Here is a 17526-nt window from a genome sequence, read left to right on the forward strand (position 1 = left end):
TCGACAGGAACAAACTAGACCGCGACACTGCCAGTTTCCGTCAGCAGCGTTCTTCCGCGCGCCGCTTTTCCTGTATCTCGCGGAAAGTCTTCATCAGCGCCTGACGTCGCGCCGGATAGCGCCCTTCCTGCACCTCGGCCTCGACGATCCGGTCCGTGCGGAAGCTGCGGAAATCCTGCCGCAGCTCGCACCACGCCAGAAGCAGCCGCACTCGATCAAAGAAGGCCAGCGCGAACGGCCAGACCACCCGTTCCGACGCCGCACCGGCCTCGTCGCGATAGCACAGGGTCAGCCGCCGCTCGGTTCGGATCGCCTTGCGCAGCAGGGCTGGATCGACCGTATCGACGGGGAACGGCGCGCCTGGAACCACGAAGAGGGACGAGGCTTCCATCTCGTCGCGCAGGTCGCTCGGCAGCACGGCCCCGATCCGTCCCAGCGCGCTCAGCGCCGCATCGCGAAGACGTCCGTCCGCGCGCTCGGCCACCCAGCGCGAGCCCAGGACCAGGGCCTCGATCTCCTCGGGCGTGAACATCATCGGCGGCAGCAGGAAGCCCGGCCGAAGCACATAGCCGACGCCCGGTTCGCCCTCGATGGTGGCGCCCTGCGCCTGCAGGCTGGCGATGTCGCGATAGAGGGTGCGGATGCTGACGCCCATCTCGTCCGCCAGCGTCTGTCCGCTGACCGGCCGGCGATGCCGCCTGAGGGCGTTCAGCAGGTCAAAGAGGCGTTCGGAACGAGACACGCCGCAAGCCTAGCAGACCTGCTGACAGAAAGCGGCAGCAACCGTCTAGGCCGCTTCCTTCGGCATGACGTCGCCGACCGTCGGCCGGTTCTCGGCCCGAGTCAGGCGAATATCCCTCGGCTTGACGATCTCGTTGCAGCAGCCGCAGGCGATGCGCGGGGTCAGGGTATGGCCGCAGGTCTTGTGGACCATGTCGATGCCGCTGTCGGCGTCGCCATAGACGTGCTTGGCGCCCCAGCCGTGCAGGGTGACCAGCACGCCATACAGATCCTTGCCCTTGGCCGTCAGAACGTATTCGTTGCGCGGCGGACGCTCGGAATAGAGACGCGGCTCCAGCACCCCGTGCTGGACCAGGCTCTTCAGTCGGGCGGCCAGGACGTTCCTGGCCACGCCCAGATTGTCCTGCCACTGCTCAAACCGACTGACGCCGTTGAAGGCGTCACGGATGACCAGCAGGGTCCACGGGTCGCCGATCACCTCCAGAGTGGCGGCGATGGAGCAGCTTTGGCGGCTGTAGTCGGCGGTGCGTCCCATGGGCGGAAGGTGACGCCGCGTCAGCCTGTTGGCAAGAGGGTTGCCAATCCGAACCCAGTCGGTCAGTCTTGTTTGACAACGGACTTGCGGGCCTTTCGGTTCGCCGTTCCTGTTCCTTGACTGGCGGAGGGTCGACGCCGACCCTCCGTCCCCCTTGCCTGCCCACGGATCGCGCCATGATGACGCCCCTCTCCCTCGATGACGCCTTGTCGTTCCGGGTTCTGGAAGACGGCGCCCTCTCCGCCGCCGTGGCGGGCGACTTCTCCAACGGCCCCAACAGCCTGCCGCCGGAAAAGGGCTTTCCGTTCGGGGGGCTGCTGGCCGCCCTGTGCGCCCAGGCCATGCGGCAAGGCCTGGCGATCACGGCGCCGCTTCGCACCCTGTCGGTCCAGTATCTGTCCGCGGCGAAGTTCGGCGAGCCGGTCGCCTTCCGTCCCCGCCTGCTGCGGGGCGGCCGGAACGTCATCTATGCGTCGGTGGAGGCGGACCAGGACGGCCGCATGACCCATCACGCCACCGGCACCTACGGACTGGACGCCCAGACGCCGCCGTTGAGGCCGCTCCATGTCCCGCCTCCGCCGCTGGACGGTCTGGACCCTGAGGCGCGCATCGGCGGCCCGATGGCGCCGCACTTCTCGCGGCATGTCGACTACCGCTTCGACGGCGGCCCCAACATCCTGGGCGGCAACGAAGGCAAGGCGGCGGTGGAGCGGACCTGGATGCGGCTGGCCGACGGCCGGCCGCTGGACGAGGTCGGCCTGTGCTATCTGCTGGACGCCCTCTATCCGCCGGCCTGGACCACGTCGAAGACGCCGGCCGCCATGACCACGGTGGACTTCCGCATCGACATCCTGGCCGATCCGACGCCGGAGAACGCGCCCCACGGCTGGGCCTTCTTCGAGTTCCGCATGCTGGACCTGGGCCTGGGCTGGACGGTGGACGAAGCGGTCGCCTGGGGCGCCGACGGGACCCCGCTGGCCATCGCGCGCCAACGTCGCAAACTTCTTCCGCAACGCGGCGCCTGAAGTCAGCTTCCATTCACCCTTATCGGGCGACTATCGCGAATCTCTGGAGTCGTCCTGCATGCGCCGTCGAAATCGCCTTTCCGCCGTCTCTAAAATCGTGGTGGTTCTGGGGGGCTGCCTGATGCTTCAGGGCTGCCTCGTCGGGGCTGTCGTCGGCGGCACAGCCGCCGTCGTGGGCGGCACGGCCAAGGCCACCGGCGCGGTGGTCGGCGCCGGCTTCGACGCCGTCACCACCTCGGACGAGGAAACGCGCGCCCGCCGCGAGCGCGAACAGCGCGAGTGGGAACGCGAACAGCGCCGCTGCGAGCAACGCCAGCGCCAGGGCAAGAGCTGCTAGGGCGCGCTCCGATGGCGCGCGCACGGCGCTAGACGTTCGCCATGCCGGCGGCGTGTTTGCGACACTCGCGGGTCGTCACAGGCTCAGCACGCACCGCTCGTTGATCGTCGGCCGCGCCACCTGCACCCGGCACAGCCCCGGCCAATCCGGCTTCAGGGTCTTGGCGAACCACAGGCACAGGTTCTCCAGGCTGGGCAGCTCCAGCCCCTCGTGCTCGTTCAGCATGCCGTGGTCCAGCGTCTCGGCCGCCGCCTTCAGCGCCCGGTCCAGCGCGCCCAGGTCCGCGACCCAGCCGTGTTCGTCGTCCAGCGTCTCCGACCGCACCGTCGCCTCGACCGTGAAGGAGTGGCCGTGGACGCGGCGATAGATGCTGCCCTCGGGTTCGTTGGGGAAGTGGTGGGCGGCGTCGAACGTCGCCTGTTTGGTGATTTCGAAGACGGGCATTAGCGGACGCCGATGTACTTGTGAGTCTGGACGCTGAGGCGCCATTGCGGGTGGGTCAGGCAGTATTCGATGGCGGCGGCGGTGTTGGCCGCCTGATCGGGGCCGTCCATGGGCTGCAGCCAGAACCGCTCGAAATCGAGATGCTCGAACCGCTCCGGCATGGCCTTGGCCTGCGGATAGACCAGCTTCAGCTCCGCGCCGCGCGTCTGGACCACCTCCGCGTCGGCCTTGGGACTGATGCAGATCCAATCGACGCCGTCTGGCGCAACCAGGGTGCCGTTGCTTTCGATGGCGATCTCGAAGCCGCGTGCGTGAAGGGCGGCGATCAGCGGCGCATCCAGTTGCAACAGCGGTTCGCCGCCGGTGCATACGACCAGCTTCGGATCGCCCGCGCGTCCCCGCCACATGGCGGCGACATGATCGGCCAGCAGATCCGGCGTCGCGAACTTGCCGCCGCCATCGCCGTCCACGCCGACGAAGTCCGTGTCGCAGAAGGTGCAGACCGCGTTCGCCCGGTCCTGCTCGCGCCCGCTCCACAGGTTGCAGCCGGCGAAACGCAGGAAGACGGCCGGACGGCCCGCCTGCCCGCCCTCGCCCTGCACCGTCAGAAAGACTTCCTTGGCCGAATAGGTCACTTCGAGGCGACCCATTCGTCATAACCGGCCGCGCGCAGCTCGCACGCCGGGCATTCGCCGCAGCCGTAGCCCCAGGCGTGCCGATGCGTCCGGTCGCCCTGGTAGCAGGTGTGGCTGTCCTCGATGATCAGCGCGACCAGCGCCGCACCGCCGATCCGCTCCGCCAGTTCCCAGGTCTGTGCCTTGGTCAGCCACATTAGCGGCGTGTCGATCACGACCGGCTTGTCCAGCCCCAGCGACAGCGCCCGCGCCATCGCCTCCATCGTCTCGTGACGACAGTCCGGATAGCCCGAATAATCCGTCTCGCACATGCCCCCGACCAGCACCTGGAGCCCGCGCCGGTCCGCCAGCGCCGCCGCCGCGACCAGGAAGATCAGGTTGCGACCGGGAACGAAGGTCGTCGGCAGGCCGCGCGCATCCATCTCGATCTTGCGATCGGCGGTCAGGGCGCTTTCGGCGATCCGGCCATAGCCCGTCAGGTCCACCACATGGTCGTCGCCGAGCCGGTCGGCCCCTTGCGGCAGGGCCTTTCGCATCCCGTCGCGCACGGCCTGGCGCGCCTGCATCTCCACGACATGGCGCTGGCCATAGTCGAACCCGACCGTCTCGACGCGCTCGAACCGCTCCAGCGCCCAGGCCAGGCAGGTGGCGCTGTCCTGTCCGCCCGAAAACAGGACGAGAGCCGAGGTCGGAGGGGTGTTTTCCAGGATGACGCTCATGACAAACCTGCGGTCGGCCGGTCGGCCGCGCGCATGCACAAAGGGATGGAGACCCACGCCGGGTCGGAGCGGCCTTCTACATCACCGGCCGGCTCGGTGCAAAAGCCGGATGCCGACACCGGCGCGCCGCCTCGGCTTGGTTCAGTCGTGGCTTAACGATTCTGCAAATTCTCAGCGGGCATGGTGGCCCAAGTACAGGAGTTCCATGCCGCATGCCGACGATCGAGGCCCTCTGCGAGCGTCCGAAGCCGATCGCCCCGACGATGCTCGGGTCGGAGGTCTTTGCGCGGTTCCAGTGCGAGCCGGACACCCTGGTCATTCCGGTCATCGACAACGGACGACCCATCGGCCTGGTCGAACGCACAGCCTTCCTGGAAAAGATCGCCGGCCCCTACGGACATGCGCTCTACGAGGGGCGGCCGGTGACCTTCGTCATGGACGCCGAGCCCGCCGTGGTCGAGGCGGGCGTGAAGATCGACTCCTTCTGCGACATCATGCTCAAGGGCGGCCCGGCGGCCCTGCTGCGCGGCTTCATCGTCACGCGGGACGGCCTCTATCTGGGGGTCGGCACCGCCGCGACGCTGCTTCAGGCCGTCAATACGCGCCAGCGCAACCAGAACCGTGAACTGGCCGAACAGGCGGCCGCCCTCAGCGACACCCGCGCCCAGGCCCTGGCGGCCGCCCGCGCCAAGAGCCAGTTCCTGGCCATCATGAGCCACGAACTGCGCACGCCCATGAACGGCGTCCTGGCCGTGGCCGAACTGCTGCGGCGACAACCGCTGACCCAGGCCGCCCAGGCCCACGTCCAGACCATCGTGGATTCCTCGGAGACGCTGCTGCGCATCCTGGAGGACGCCCTCGACCTGTCCAAGGCGGAAGCCGGCGAACTGGAGCTGTCGCCCGCGCCGACGCCGCTGCGTGCGCTGACCGACGACATCCAGGCCATGTGGGCGCCGCGCGCCTCTCAGGACGGCGTGACCCTGCTGGTCAGCTATGAGGGCGATACGGAACTGGCGGCCGTCATCGACGGCGTGCGGCTCAAGCAGGTGTTCAACAACCTGATCGGCAACGCCCTGAAGTTCGCCCGGAACGGCGTGGTCGAGGCCGGCATGAAGGCGTGGACCGCGGCGGGTCGCGTTCACATCGAGGCCCGTGTCCGCGACGACGGCCCTGGGGTGGACGCCGACCGGGTGAACTGCATCTTCGAGCCGTTCGTGCACGGCTCCGGGCCGGACGGCGCCGGCCTGGGTCTGTCGATCTGCCGCCAGGTGATCGAACGGATGGGCGGACGCATCTGGGCCGAGAACAACACCGGTCGCGGCGCCACCTTCGCTTTCGACCTCACCGCCGAACGCGCCGTCATCGAGCATGAGCAGCCGTCCAACGTCTCCGACATCGCCGACCTGGAGCTGAAGAGCGCGCCTCACGTTCTGATCGTCGACGACAACGCCACCAACCGTGTCGTCGCCCAGGCGCTGTGCGAAATGTTCGGCTGCAGCTCCGAGCTGGCGGAAGACGGCATGGAGGCCTTGGCCGCCGTGCAGGAACAACGGTTCGACCTGATCCTGATGGACATCAAGATGCCCCGGATGGACGGCGTTCAGGCGACCCAGGCGATCCGCGCCCTGCCCGGCGCGGCCGGCCAGACGCCGATCGTCGCCCTGACGGCCAACGCCGATCCCGAAGACGCCAAACATTATCTGTCGATCGGCATGGCCGCCGTCGTCGAGAAGCCGATCAAGCCCGAGCGGCTGCGGATGGCCATGAACGCGGCCCTGTCGGAAACCGAGGCCGAAGTCGGGTCTGCAGACGGCGATCGCTCCGCCGCCTAAGGCGCTTCGTCTTCCGCATCGTCCTCCTCGTCATAGCCGACGAGACGAAGGGCGCGGCCTTTCATGCCGTTCAGTTCGGCCCAGCGCAGCAGCCCCTCTTCGCGTCCGTGGGTGATCCACACCTCTTCGGGCCGCAACGCCTCGAAAGTGGCGGTCAGCTCGCTCCAGTCCGCGTGGTCCGAAATGACCAGCGGCAGCTCCACGCCCCGCTGACGCGCCCGCGCCCGCACGCCCATCCAACCGGATGCGAAGGCGGCGATGGGATCGGCGAAGCGCCGCGCCCAGCGGTCCTGGATCGCGCTGGGCGGCGCGATCGCCACCTCTCCGCCCAGCGCGCCCTTGGGCAGGTCCCGGGTCGGCAGCAGCGGGCCCAGGTCGACGCCCTCGCGCTCATACAGGGCGTTCAGCCGCTCCATCGCACCATGCACATAGATGGGCCGCGTCCAGCCGGCCTCGCGCAGCAGGCGGATGATCCGCTGCGCCTTGCCCAGGGCGTAGGCGCCGACCAGATGCGCCCGCTCCGGGAACTGGCCCAGCGACCGCACCAGGCGGCCGATCTCCTCGGTGTCCGGCGGGTGACGGAAGACCGGCAGGCCGAAGGTCGCCTCGGAGATGAAGACATGGCACGGAACCGGCTCGAACGGCGCACAGGTAGGATCGCGACGACGCTTGTAGTCGCCTGACACGACCATGGTCAGGCCGCGCCAGCGCACCTCCACCTGGGCTGAACCCAGCACATGGCCGGCCGGGACCAGGCGCAGGTCCACGCCGTTGATCCCGGTCGCCTCGCCGTAGGCCGCGGCCTGTTCGCGTCCCGTGAACGCCTCGCCGTAGCGCTCGGCCATGATGTTCAGCGTCTGGCGCGTGGCCAGGACCGCCCCGTGGCCGGCGCGCGCATGGTCCGAATGACCGTGGGTGACCACGGCCCGATCCACCGGCCGGACGGGGTCGATGTAGAAGTCCCCCGGCGGGCAGTACAGGCCGGCGGGCGTGGGGTGCAGCAGGTCTTCGGCTCGGATCATGTCGTCCTAACGCCCTCGACGCCTTCGGGTCGCCCCTGCATACAGGACGCTCAAGGAATCGCGCCACGGGGCCCAGCCATGTCCGACACCTTCCTGACCACCATATTGCCCCAGCTCGCCTCAGGCGCCGCCCACACCCACGCCCTGGGCTTCACGTTCGAGGGGCTACATGACGATGCGCCGCGCATCCGCGTGCCTTGGCGCCCCGAATGGGTCGGCGATCCCGAGACGGGCGTGCTGGCCGGCGGACTGGTGACGACGCTGTTGGATCACGTCGGCGGACTGGCGGTCTGGGTGGCGATGGACGCGTTCCGGCCCGTCGCGACGCTGGACCTGCGGGTCGACTACATGCGAGCGGCCGAACCGGGGCGCGACCTTCTGGCCCAGGCGAAATGCTTCCGGCTCAGCCCCACCGTCGCCTTCGTACGCGGATGGGCTTTCGAGGACGATCCTTCCAACCCTGTGGCCGCCGCCCAGGCCGCCTACGTCATCAATCAGAGCCGGACCCCCGGCGCGGAGCCCGCCGCGTGACCGAACCCCTGCTGGACCGCCTGCCCTACGCCCGCTTCCTGAACCTGACCACGCGGATGAGCGGCGACGAACTGACCGTGGTCATGCCGTTCGACGACAAGCTGATCGGCAATCCGATGCTGCCGGCGCTGCATGGCGGCTCCACCGCCGCCCTGCTGGAGATGACCGCGCTCGCCCAGGTCGCCCTCAGCTTCCCCGGCGCACGACTGCCGCGCCCCATCAACGTTACGGTCGCCTATCTGCGCACCGGCCGCGCCAGGGACGTCTTCGCCCGCGCACGCATCAGCCGCGCCGGCCGCCGCGTCGCCCACGTCCTGGCCGAGGCCTGGCAGGACACGCGCGAGCAGCCCATCGCCTCGCTGACAGCGCATTTCCTGCTGGACGCGGAGGCCTGATCGCAAGCGCTGCATTAATTTCAACGCCTTACGCGATGCACTCGCTCTGAGCGCATGGACAACTACGCGCGATTGCACAATCGTAAACAGGCCCCTACCAAACAAGGTTAAGCCGTGTTAGGGTTAAGCCCTTGCTGACCAACCCACAGGGGCTTTTCATGGACCGCACTGAAGTCGTCGCCAGCGTTGCAGGCGACCTCTACGCTACCGAGCACGCCGTCGACGCCGCCATCACGCAGGCCACGACGCTGGTGCAATCGTTCATCGGCGCCCGCGCCGCCCTGTCCCTGTCGCCCGTCGCGGCCACCGGTTCGCAGGCCAAGGCCATGGAAGCCATCGCCGCCCTCGCCGTCGCGCGGGAAGCGATCATCGCCTGCCACGCGGAAATGCAGAAGGATCACCGCCGCCTGGGTTGGGGCACCTTCGCCGCCGGCCCCGTCGGCAAGCCCGACGACTGGCTGGACCCGCAGCCGCGCGATCGGACCAAGGACCATCTGCGCGTCGCGTGAATTTACCGTAATCTGGCCCTGAGGAGTATTCTCCGGGGCTGAACTGAGCCATTATCACCCCCAGACGCCAAGGCGTTTGGGGGTGATTTCGTATGAACATGCTCTACGCGATGGTAGGCGCGGTGTTCATGGTGGGCATGGGCGTGTTCGCCTTCCTGAAAGGCGACAATCCCGAACGGATTGGTGCCGGCGCCTATCTTATGGCTTGGTTCGCATCGGTCCTCACTCAGGGGGGAATGGGAGCGAGCAATATTCCTTATGCGATGTTCGCCCTAGACGTCGTCGTTCTCACTGTTTTTGTCGGATTGGCCTGGAAATCCCGGCGGACTTGGCCAGTCTGGGCGTCCGGCCTGCAACTGCTATCGGTGATGAGTCATATCCTGATCATGATCGACACTCGCCTTCCGATCACATCGCTGTACACGGTGATGAACCTGAACGGCTATCTGATCATCACCTGCCTGATCGTCGGCACCTTCTGGGCCTGGCAGGAACGACGCGCCGCCGGCCTGGAATAGGCAGACATTCCTATCGCTTTCGCCTAGTGTATCCGCGACTCATTTCGTGGAGCATGTCGCCTTGCCCCTGTCGCATGCCCGCCTGTGGAAGGCCCTGGACAACCTGGCGCGCCAGCAGGGGCTGTCGCCCTCGGGGTTGGCGCGTCGCGCCGGGCTGGACCCCACGACGTTCAATCCGTCCAAGCGCTTCGGACCGGGCGAGCCGCCCCGGCCGCGGTGGCCGTCAACGGAAAGCCTGACGCGAATCCTGGAAACGACAGGCGTCTCGCTGGCGGACTTCGCGGCGCTGGCGGACGATGCGCCGGATCGTCCCGCCGTCATCCCCATGCTGGGGCTGGCGCGCGCCGGGGAGGACGGCTTTTTCGACGACGCCGGCCTGCCTGTCGGCGACTGGGACCAGACCGAGTTGCCCCGGCCCCGCGACGGACTGTTCAGCCTGCGGATCACCGGGGATTCCATGGCGCCGCTCTATCGCGAGGGCGACCGTGTCATCGTCGATCGCGAGGCCGACCAGGTCCGGCGCGGCGACCGCGTCGTCGCCCGCCTGTCCACCGGCGAGGTGGTCGCCAAAGAACTGGCAGCCCTGACTGCACGGACCGCCACCCTCGCCTCGATCAACCCCGACTATCCGGCCCGCGTGGTGCCGCGGCGAGAGATCGAGTGGATGGCCCGCATCCTGTGGGTCAGCCAGTAAAAGACCCCGCCCGGCGGACCGGACGGGGCCAAGCTCAACGGCGCGCCGCGAGCCTTTCATCATGCTACGCCGGCCACGCCAGGGGCGAAGAAGGGCGTGGCCGGCGCCTCACGACGCCATCTGCGGCCGTCAGTAGGCCGAAACGTAGTGGGCGTTGACCCAGCCGCCGCCGGCGATCTGGATCCATTCGCCCTGCGAGCCGATCGCGGTGAACGGCTGGCCCGCCGACAGGCTGCCGGCCTGGCGATAGTTGGTGCCGGGACCGCTGCGGATGCGCAGGTTGGACGCGGCGCGATAGCTGTTGGCGTTCGCCTGGGCCGCAGCCCGCGTGCGCTGCTGGTTGCAGCCGATGTAGGAACCGGCCGCCGCGCCCGCGCCGGCGCCGACCACGGTGCCCAGCGTCCGCTCGTTGCGCGCCAGGTTCGAGCCGACGACGCCGCCGACCACCGCGCCAAGCAGCGCGCCGACCTGCTGACGACCGCCGGGGGCGTCGCAGTTGGTGATGCCGTTGGCCTGAGCCTGGGCCGCCATCGGGGCGGCGGTGACCAGAGCGGCAAGCGCCGCAGCCGTGGCCAGACCGGTGTTGAAGATCCTGTTCGACATGGCTGTTCTCCTGTCATCCCGTTGCCGATGGGTGAGAGAATGCATTGGCGAAGCTGAAGGCTGCCGGAGCCTGGCCGTTATTTTCGGTTCATCTTTGTTTAGGCCGAAGGGCGAGGCGCGCGCCGACTGTCGACCAGCCGTCGCGCCTCCTCCAGCTCTCGCGTCACCAGGTGTCTTCGGCGCACGAACTGGAAGTCCATCACCCTCGCCCACAGATGCAGCAGCGGATCGTGAGCGACGAAAACCGTGACCGCCTCGACCGCCGGCGGCGGCCCCCACGACTGCGCCAGTCTGGCCAGGTGATCGGTCGTCGCGTCCTCGGGCAGCGGCTTGCCCTCGACGATCCAGTCCCAGCCGCACAGCTCGGGCCGGTCGCCGATTAGGGCCAGGGTGGTCGACAGAAGTTTTTCCGCCGCGCCGGCGGCCATGTCGACATGCAGGATCTGCGCGTCCTCATCGATGCTGTAACGCAACGCCGCCTCCCCAAAGACCCTCCACCCAAGGCCGGGATCAGCCTTGAGCCAGCTTCCCGTGCGCGCCCGCCTCGATCAGTTCGATCGTCTGCGGCAGGCCGTAGATGGCCGCGAACGAACCGAAGCGCGGGCCCTGGGACGCGCCCAGCAGCACTTCGTACAGCGCTCCGAACCAGGCGCGCAGCGGCTCGAAGGCGTGCGCCTTGCCCACCGCATAGACCTCGTTCTGGATCACCTCTCCGTCGGTGGTGTCCGCCGGCAGGGCCTTCAGCCTCTCCGCCAGATCCTCAAGCGCCGCCTTCTCCTTGTCGTCCGGCAGGCGATAGGCCTTCGCCGGCTTCACGAAGTCCTCGTAGTAGTTCAGCGCGTGGTCCATCAGCCGGTCGAGCAACGGCTCGTTCTCCGGCGTCGCCTCGGGCAGGTAGCGCGCGAAATAGGCCCACAGCTGATCCTTGGTCGAGGCGTTGGCCACGCCGACCAGGTTCAGCAGCAGGGCGAACGACACCGGCGAGGTGTGGGTTGGCGGATTTCCCGCATGGATCGACCAGACGGCGTTGTCGATCCGCTTGGCCGGCTCCTGGATCTTGTAGCTCTCGATGAAGGCCAGGTAGTCGTCGATCGCTCGCGGGATGACGTTGAAGTGCAGGCTCTTGGCCGACTTCGGCGACTGGAACATGTACCAGGACAGGCTCTCGGGCGTGCCGTAGCGCAGCCACTCCTCCATCGTCAGGCCGTTGCCCTTGGACTTGGAGATCTTCTTGCCCTCGATGTCGAGGAAGAGCTCGTAGTTGAAACCCTCCGGCGGAACCCCGCCCAGCGCGCGACAGACCTTGGAGCTTTCGCGCACGCTTTCGATCAGGTCCTTGCCCGACATCTCGTAGTCGACGTCAAGCGCGGTCCAGCGCATGGCCCAATCCGGCTTCCACTGAAGCTTCACATGGCCGCCGGTGACGGGAACCTCGGTGCGGCCGCCGGCGGGGTCGTCGAAGACGATGGTCCCCTTCTCCACGTTCCGCTCCAGGGTGGGGACCTGCAGCACATGGCCGGTTATCGGGCTGATGGGCAGGAAGGGCGAATAGGTCGCCCGCCGCTCCTCGCCCAGGGTCGGCAGCATGATGGCCTGGATGGCGTCGAACCGTTCCAGCAGGCGCAGCAGCACCTCGTCGAACCGTCCGGACCTGTAGGTCTCGGTCGAGCTCATGAACTCGTAGTCGAAGCCGAAGCTGTCCAGAAACGCCCGCAGCCGCGCATTGTTGTGCGCGCCGAAGCTGTCGTGCGTGCCGAACGGGTCGCGCACCTGGGTCAGGGGCTTGTGCAGATCCTCGGCCAGCATCTCGGGGTTCGGAATGCCTTCCGGCACCTTCCGCAACCCGTCCATGTCGTCCGAAAAGGCAATCAGGCGCGTCTGCCAGTGGTCGCCGGTCAGGGCGCGGAAGGCGTTGCGGACCATGGTGGTGCGCGCCACCTCGCCGAAGGTGCCCATGTGCGGCAGGCCCGAGGGGCCGTAGCCGGTCTCCAGGATCACCGGCCGATTAAGCGCCTCGAAGGTCGCCAGCGCCTCGTCCGCCTTGCCCGCGTCGATCAGCAGCCGCGCCGCGTTGCGCTCGGCGTCCGACAGCCGCTTCTTGAGCACATGGGCCAGAAGGTTACGGGCTTGCTCGAACGGCCACGACCGGGCCTCGCGGGCGAGATTTTCAAGGTTCTGAAGCATGGGCCGAGCGTTTGGCCCGCCAAGGCCCGCCGGTCAACGCCTCAGCGTCGCCCGCGCAGCGCCAGACGCACCACGGCGAGCCCGGCCGCGACCACGATCGCGTCCTCGGCAAGTCCGCTCCTGGTCTGTCCGACTCGCGCCATCGCCCGCTTTCGGCCCGCCAGCGTCAGATAGGCCAAGGGCACCGCGGTCCCGACCGCCACCAGCGCGCCGGTCCGCTCACGGCCCCGCGGCGCCAGCGCCGCGCCCGCGATTCCGGCGCTCATCACGCGCGCCAGCAGGCCCAGGAAGACGGTGCGGTCGGGCGCAGACTTCATCTTGTCGCCGAACAGTTCGCCCACCCCCATGGCCAGGGCGCCGAACTTGAACAGCGGATGATCCAGCAGGATCAGTTTCCCGGGCATGGCGCGGTGCGCCAGCCGCGCCGAGGCGATGGCGGCCATCGGGGTCATGGATCGGGCGCTGGCGACGGCGCCGATGAGCGCGGAAGGAAGAAGGCCGAAGGTGTTCATCTCGGCCCAACCCGTCACGCCGCATCCGGTTCACGGCCGCGCTTGCCTCTTCGTCGTGGCGTCGCGCCTTCAGCCGATCCGAAACTAGCCCTCGGCTTCAGCCTCGGCCTGTGCAGCGCCGCTTAGGCCGGGAATGGCGATGCAGCGCTGGCGCGTGCCGCCGCCGGGCGCGGGCTCGACACGCGGGGCCACCGAACTCACGGTCGCGCCGTCGGCGGCGTAGGTGGCCAGGAACTGACATCCCGTCTGCAGGTCGGTCAGGACATAGACGCCTGGCTGGTCGGTCGCCGTCTTCGACAGGGTGGCGCCGATTGCGGCCTGCAGGGCGCCGGCTGGATTCTCCATCAGCTGCTGGGCCTGAAGCGACCCGCTGTTGATCGCTTCGGCGGTCGCCTGGGCTGTGGCGGCCGTATCCTGGATTTCCTGAAGGGCGGAGGTGTCGATCTCGCAAGCCGAAACGGCGAGTGCGAACACGGGAATGGCGAGGACGGTCAGGATTTTCATGCCCCGACCATGCCGTGTGCCGCGGGTCGTGTCAGTCAGACACAAGGTCTCATGCCGGGCGCGCCTTGACCCTACGCCCGGCCCGTGGCCATTGCGCCGCCTGATGAAGACCGCAGATTTCGACTTCGACCTGCCCGAAGAGCACATCGCCCTCCGCCCCGCGGAGCCGCGCGATTCCGCCCGCCTGCTGGTGGTGAAGGACGGCGCGCTGGACGACCGGATCATCCGCGACCTGCCCGACTTCCTGCAACCCGGCGACGCCCTGGTGTTCAACGACACGCGGGTGATCCCGGCGCGGCTGTCCGGCGTGCGCCAACGCCGCGGGCCCGAAGGCGAGACCCTGACCGTCAAGATCGAGGCGACCCTGCACCACCGCGACGCGCCGGATGTCTGGTCCGCCTTCATGAAGCCCGGCAAGCGCATCAAGGCCGGCGATTTGATCCGGTTCGGCGCCCAAGGCGACGCCGCCTGCGACCTGGGCCGGTTGGACGCCACGGTCGAGGCCAAGGGCGACGACGGCCTGGTGACGCTGCGGTTCGACCTGTCCGGTCCGGCGCTGGACGACGCCATCCGCGAGGTCGGCGTCATGCCCCTGCCGCCCTACATCGCCGCCAAGCGGCCGGAGGACGACCGGGACCGGTCGGACTATCAGACCGTCTTCGCCGAACACGACGGCTCGGTCGCCGCCCCCACGGCCGGCCTGCATTTCACGCCGGCCTTGCTCGAGGCGATCCGGGCGAAGGGCGTCGCGACCCACGCCGTGACCCTGCACGTCGGCGCCGGCACCTTCCTGCCGGTGAAGGCGGACGACACCGCCGACCACAAGATGCACTCCGAATGGGGCGAGGTCTCCGCGGAGACGGCCGCGGCCCTGAACGCCGTCCACGCCGCCGGCGGCCGCATCGTCTGCGTCGGCACCACCTCGCTGCGCCTGCTGGAAAGCGCCACGGGCGAGGACGGCCTAGTCCGGCCGTTCCACGGCGACACCGCCATCTTCATCACGCCAGGCTACCGCTTCCGGGCGGTGGACGTGCTGATGACCAACTTCCACCTGCCGAAGTCGACGCTGTTCATGCTGGTCAGCGCCTTCGCGGGGCTGGAGACGATGAAGACGGCCTACGGCCACGCCATCGGCGCGGGCTACCGCTTCTACTCCTACGGCGACGGCTCGCTGCTGTTTCGCGCCTGAGCGGCCTCAGTAGAGGCCGCTCAGGTCCTCGGCCGGCTCGCGCTTCGGCGGCGGCGGCGCGGTGGTCGGCGGCGGCGGGGCGTTAGGGGCCGCGGCGGCCTCCTGCTCGCGACGGATGACGTCATAGTAGTTCTGCGGCCCCTGCGGCGTGACCGGCGCCTGGACGGGCGGCGGCGCCTGACGCTCGGTTCCCGGACGGAAGGCTTCCTCGATGCCGCGCACCGTGCGGAAGACCGCGTTCTTGGGCCGCACGAACGGGCGCGCCGGCCGGGTCTTCAGCGCCGTCTGCATGAAGTCGGCGAAGACGGGCACGGCCGCCGTGGTGCCGGTCTCGCCATAGCCCAGCGGGCGATTGTCGTCGAAGCCTATGAAGACGCCGACGACGATGTCGGTCGTGAAGCCCACAAACCATGCGGACCGGTATTCGTTGGTCGTGCCGGTCTTGCCCGCCACCCAGCGGCCGAGGCCCCGTGCGCTGGCCGCCGTGCCACGCTGGACCACGCCTTCCAGCATCGAGCTCATCTGGTAGGCGGTGATCGGGTCGATCACCTGCGTTCCGCGCGGCTGCAACCGAGGCGACTCCTGGCCCGAGAAGCCGCGTCCGCATTCCCGGCACTGGCGGTTGTCGGCCTTGAATATGGTCTCGCCGTTCCGGTCCTGAACGTAGTCGATCAGATAGGGCTGGACGCGCCGCCCGCCGTTGGCGAAGGCGGCGTAGGCGGCGGTGATGTCATAGGGCGTGACCTCGCCCGCGCCCAGCGAGACGGACAGGTTCGCGGTCATGCCCGGCAGGCCCATGCGGGCGGACTGATCGACGATCTTCTTCATGCCGACCTGCTGGGCCAGCCGCACCGTCATCACGTTGCGGGACAGCTCCAGGCCGCGCCGCAGGGTCTGCGGGCCGTAGTATTCGCGGCTGTAGTTCTCGGGCGTCCAGCGCTGGCCGTTCGGGCCGCCGGCGAAGCTGATGGGCGCGTCCAGCACGATGGATGCGGGCGTGAAATCCCCCTCCAGCGCCGTGGCGTACACGAACGGCTTGAAGGCCGAGCCGGGCTGCCGCCGGGCCTGGGTCGCGCGATTGAAGCTGGACAGGGCGTAGGAGTAGCCGCCGACCATCGCCAGCACCCGGCCGGACTGCGGCTCGATCGCGACCAGGGCGCCGTTGACGCGCGGCACCTGCTTCAGGGCGTATTGGCCCCCGGTCCGTTGGACATGGATCAGGTCGCCGCGCTTCAGCGGCCGGTTGGCGTTGGCCCAGGCCGCATCAGCGGAAAGCAGGGCGCCGGCGCGGTCGTCCCGGGCGGTGCGAATGCGCACGGTGTCGCCGCTGACGCTCTCGACGGCGGCGACCTCCCAGGCCCGACGCTCGGGCGGGGTCTTCTGCTGCTCCAGCGCCGACTTCTCCCAGCCGTCCGCAAAGTCGGTCGTGCCCCAGGCGCCGCGCCAGCCATGGCGGCGGTCGTAGTTCTCGAGCCCCTGCATCAGCGCCTCGCGCGCCGCCGTCTGCAGCGTCGGATCCAGGGTCGTGCGCATGTAGAAGCCGCCCGCCCGCAGCTGCTCGCCGAACTGGGGATTGGCGGTGGCCTGCCGGCGCGCCTCTTCCACGAAGAAGTCGGCGTCCTTGTAGTCGGCGCGCTGGGGGGCGTCGCGGGTGACCAGCGGCGTGGCGCGGGCCTGCCGCAGTTGGGCCGCGGTGAGCCAGCCGCTCTGCTCCATCTCGCCCAGCACCCAGTCGCGCCGCCCCTTGGCCGCGCCGGGGTGACGCTTGGGATGATAGTTGTTCGGCCCCTTGGGCAGGGCCGCGAGGAAGGCCGCCTCCTGGGGGTTCAGCTGCGCCAGCGACTTGCCGAAATAATTGTAGGCGGCCGAGGCGATGCCGAAGGAGCGATAGCCCAGGAAGATCTCGTTCAGATAGAGCTCGAGGATCTGCTCCTTGGACAGGGTCGCCTCCAGGCGGTTGGCCAGGATGGCTTCCTTGAGCTTGCGGTTCAGACTGGTCTCGTTGGTCAGCAGGACGTTCTTGGCGACCTGCTGGGTGATGGTCGATCCGCCTTCCAGGCGCCGGCCGCTGGCCAGGTTCAGGACGTTCTTGATCGAGGCGCGGGCGATGCCCGACACGTCGATGCCGCCGTGCTGGAAGAAGTTGCGGTCCTCGGCCGCCAGGAAGGCATGGATGACGGGCTCGGGGATCTGGTCGTAGGAGACGTAGATTCGCCGTTCGTCCGAGAACTCGCCGATCAGAGTGCCGTCGCCGGCATAGACCCGCGTCGCCGTCGGCGGGCGATAGTCGGCCAGTTCCGAGGCGTCCGGCAGGTCGTGGAAGAGCCATGCCGCATAGACGGCGACCACCAGGCCGGCCAGGGCGATCGCGCCCAGCAGGACCATCCCGGCCCAGACGAACCAGCGTTCGGCAATCTTCACCATGAACTCCGACAGACGCGCCCCGAACGGCTGCTTTAGCCCGCGTCGCCCCCCCGACGCTAGGGCCTGATCGGCCGAAGGGCGCTTCTCGCCCTTCAGCCATGAACTAGGCTGTCCCTGCTCCCGACGCCACGCGCGGCAATGAAGGCGTGCAGCCAGACCCGAAATGCCCACCG

21 protein-coding genes are annotated in these 17526 nt (G+C 68.6%); 9 read left to right on the plus strand and 12 right to left on the minus strand.

The genetic code is table 11. The annotated features are described in order from the left end of the window. Positions 1 to 40 precede the first annotated feature (40 nt). Both ACE3PU_RS02835 and ACE3PU_RS02840 read right to left on the minus strand, forming a co-directional pair. On the minus strand, positions 41 to 742 hold the full coding sequence (locus ACE3PU_RS02835) for a helix-turn-helix transcriptional regulator (protein ID WP_374386429.1): 702 nt from the start codon (positions 740 to 742) through the stop codon (positions 41 to 43). Between the two features lie 45 nt (positions 743 to 787). Next, positions 788 to 1276 (minus strand): winged helix-turn-helix transcriptional regulator, encoded by a 489-nt coding sequence (locus ACE3PU_RS02840; protein WP_374386431.1) that lies wholly within the window; start codon positions 1274 to 1276, stop codon positions 788 to 790. Between the two features lie 179 nt (positions 1277 to 1455). Between ACE3PU_RS02840 and ACE3PU_RS02845 the strand changes: the two genes are divergently transcribed. Further along, positions 1456 to 2301 carry a thioesterase family protein gene (locus tag ACE3PU_RS02845; RefSeq protein ID WP_374386433.1) on the plus strand — a complete coding sequence of 282 codons (846 nt, stop codon included), beginning with the start codon at positions 1456 to 1458 and terminating at the stop codon, positions 2299 to 2301. Between the two features lie 58 nt (positions 2302 to 2359). Beyond that, positions 2360 to 2638, plus strand: a complete 279-nt coding sequence (locus tag ACE3PU_RS02850; RefSeq protein ID WP_374386435.1) for a hypothetical protein — start codon at positions 2360 to 2362, stop codon at positions 2636 to 2638. Between the two features lie 75 nt (positions 2639 to 2713). Here ACE3PU_RS02850 and ACE3PU_RS02855 read toward each other — a convergent pair whose 3' ends face one another. The 3 genes from ACE3PU_RS02855 to queC are packed head-to-tail and all read right to left on the minus strand — an operon-like array spanning position 2714 to position 4436. Further along, positions 2714 to 3082, minus strand: coding sequence for a 6-pyruvoyl tetrahydropterin synthase family protein (locus ACE3PU_RS02855; RefSeq protein ID WP_374386437.1), 369 nt, complete (start codon positions 3080 to 3082; stop codon positions 2714 to 2716). After that, a complete protein-coding gene (gene queE, locus ACE3PU_RS02860) occupies positions 3082 to 3717 on the minus strand; it encodes a 7-carboxy-7-deazaguanine synthase (RefSeq protein ID WP_374386561.1) in 636 nt (211 codons plus the stop codon). The genes ACE3PU_RS02855 and queE overlap by 1 nt, the downstream gene beginning before the upstream one ends. Further along, on the minus strand, positions 3714 to 4436 hold the full coding sequence (queC, locus tag ACE3PU_RS02865; protein ID WP_374386439.1) for a 7-cyano-7-deazaguanine synthase QueC: 723 nt from the start codon (positions 4434 to 4436) through the stop codon (positions 3714 to 3716). The genes queE and queC overlap by 4 nt, the downstream gene beginning before the upstream one ends. Before the next feature lie 212 nt (positions 4437 to 4648). Here queC and ACE3PU_RS02870 point away from each other — a divergent pair, with 212 nt between their 5' ends. Then, a complete protein-coding gene (locus tag ACE3PU_RS02870) occupies positions 4649 to 6268 on the plus strand; it encodes a response regulator (RefSeq protein WP_374386441.1) in 1620 nt (539 codons plus the stop codon). Here ACE3PU_RS02870 and ACE3PU_RS02875 read toward each other — a convergent pair. Further along, positions 6265 to 7290, minus strand: a complete 1026-nt coding sequence (locus ACE3PU_RS02875) for a ligase-associated DNA damage response exonuclease (RefSeq protein ID WP_374386443.1) — start codon at positions 7288 to 7290, stop codon at positions 6265 to 6267. The genes ACE3PU_RS02870 and ACE3PU_RS02875 overlap by 4 nt on opposite strands. A 78-nt stretch (positions 7291 to 7368) precedes the next feature. Here ACE3PU_RS02875 and ACE3PU_RS02880 point away from each other — a divergent pair, with 78 nt between their 5' ends. The 5 genes from ACE3PU_RS02880 (at position 7369) to ACE3PU_RS02900 (ending at position 9937) form a co-directional block, all read left to right on the plus strand. Then, entirely contained in the window at positions 7369 to 7821 is a 453-nt protein-coding gene (locus ACE3PU_RS02880; protein WP_374386445.1) for a PaaI family thioesterase, read from the plus strand. Beyond that, positions 7818 to 8216, plus strand: coding sequence for a PaaI family thioesterase (locus ACE3PU_RS02885; RefSeq protein ID WP_374386447.1), 399 nt, complete (start codon positions 7818 to 7820; stop codon positions 8214 to 8216). The genes ACE3PU_RS02880 and ACE3PU_RS02885 overlap by 4 nt, the downstream gene beginning before the upstream one ends. 158 nt (positions 8217 to 8374) lie before the next feature. Then, entirely contained in the window at positions 8375 to 8725 is a 351-nt protein-coding gene (locus ACE3PU_RS02890; protein ID WP_374386449.1) for a hypothetical protein, read from the plus strand. A 92-nt stretch (positions 8726 to 8817) separates the two neighbouring features. Continuing rightward, positions 8818 to 9243 carry a hypothetical protein gene (locus ACE3PU_RS02895; protein WP_374386451.1) on the plus strand — a complete coding sequence of 142 codons (426 nt, stop codon included), beginning with the start codon at positions 8818 to 8820 and terminating at the stop codon, positions 9241 to 9243. 61 nt (positions 9244 to 9304) lie between these two features. Next, a complete protein-coding gene (locus tag ACE3PU_RS02900) occupies positions 9305 to 9937 on the plus strand; it encodes a helix-turn-helix transcriptional regulator (protein ID WP_374386453.1) in 633 nt (210 codons plus the stop codon). Positions 9938 to 10066: 129 nt separating this feature from the next. On the opposite strand, the gene ACE3PU_RS02905 is transcribed toward ACE3PU_RS02900, so the two are convergent. The 5 genes from ACE3PU_RS02905 to ACE3PU_RS02925 all read right to left on the minus strand — a co-directional run bounded on the left by ACE3PU_RS02905 (position 10067) and on the right by ACE3PU_RS02925 (position 13740). After that, positions 10067 to 10540 carry an SH3 domain-containing protein gene (locus ACE3PU_RS02905; protein ID WP_374386455.1) on the minus strand — a complete coding sequence of 158 codons (474 nt, stop codon included), beginning with the start codon at positions 10538 to 10540 and terminating at the stop codon, positions 10067 to 10069. Positions 10541 to 10638: 98 nt separating this feature from the next. Next, a complete protein-coding gene (locus tag ACE3PU_RS02910) occupies positions 10639 to 11013 on the minus strand; it encodes a hypothetical protein (protein ID WP_374386458.1) in 375 nt (124 codons plus the stop codon). Between the two features lie 37 nt (positions 11014 to 11050). Further along, positions 11051 to 12724, minus strand: coding sequence for a lysine--tRNA ligase (locus ACE3PU_RS02915; RefSeq protein WP_374386460.1), 1674 nt, complete (start codon positions 12722 to 12724; stop codon positions 11051 to 11053). A gap of 41 nt (positions 12725 to 12765) precedes the next feature. Beyond that, a complete protein-coding gene (locus ACE3PU_RS02920) occupies positions 12766 to 13254 on the minus strand; it encodes a hypothetical protein (protein ID WP_374386462.1) in 489 nt (162 codons plus the stop codon). 66 nt (positions 13255 to 13320) lie between these two features. Next, positions 13321 to 13740, minus strand: a complete 420-nt coding sequence (locus ACE3PU_RS02925; protein ID WP_374386464.1) for a hypothetical protein — start codon at positions 13738 to 13740, stop codon at positions 13321 to 13323. 103 nt (positions 13741 to 13843) lie between these two features. Here ACE3PU_RS02925 and queA point away from each other — a divergent pair, with 103 nt between their 5' ends. Beyond that, positions 13844 to 14929, plus strand: coding sequence for a tRNA preQ1(34) S-adenosylmethionine ribosyltransferase-isomerase QueA (gene queA / locus ACE3PU_RS02930; RefSeq protein WP_374386466.1), 1086 nt, complete (start codon positions 13844 to 13846; stop codon positions 14927 to 14929). Positions 14930 to 14935: 6 nt separating this feature from the next. On the opposite strand, the gene ACE3PU_RS02935 is transcribed toward queA, so the two are convergent. Next, a complete protein-coding gene (locus ACE3PU_RS02935; RefSeq protein ID WP_374386468.1) occupies positions 14936 to 17353 on the minus strand; it encodes a penicillin-binding protein 1A in 2418 nt (805 codons plus the stop codon). Positions 17354 to 17526 lie beyond the last annotated feature (173 nt).

It is taken from the genome of Brevundimonas sp., assembly GCF_041911375.1.
Lineage (GTDB): Bacteria > Pseudomonadota > Alphaproteobacteria > Caulobacterales > Caulobacteraceae > Brevundimonas.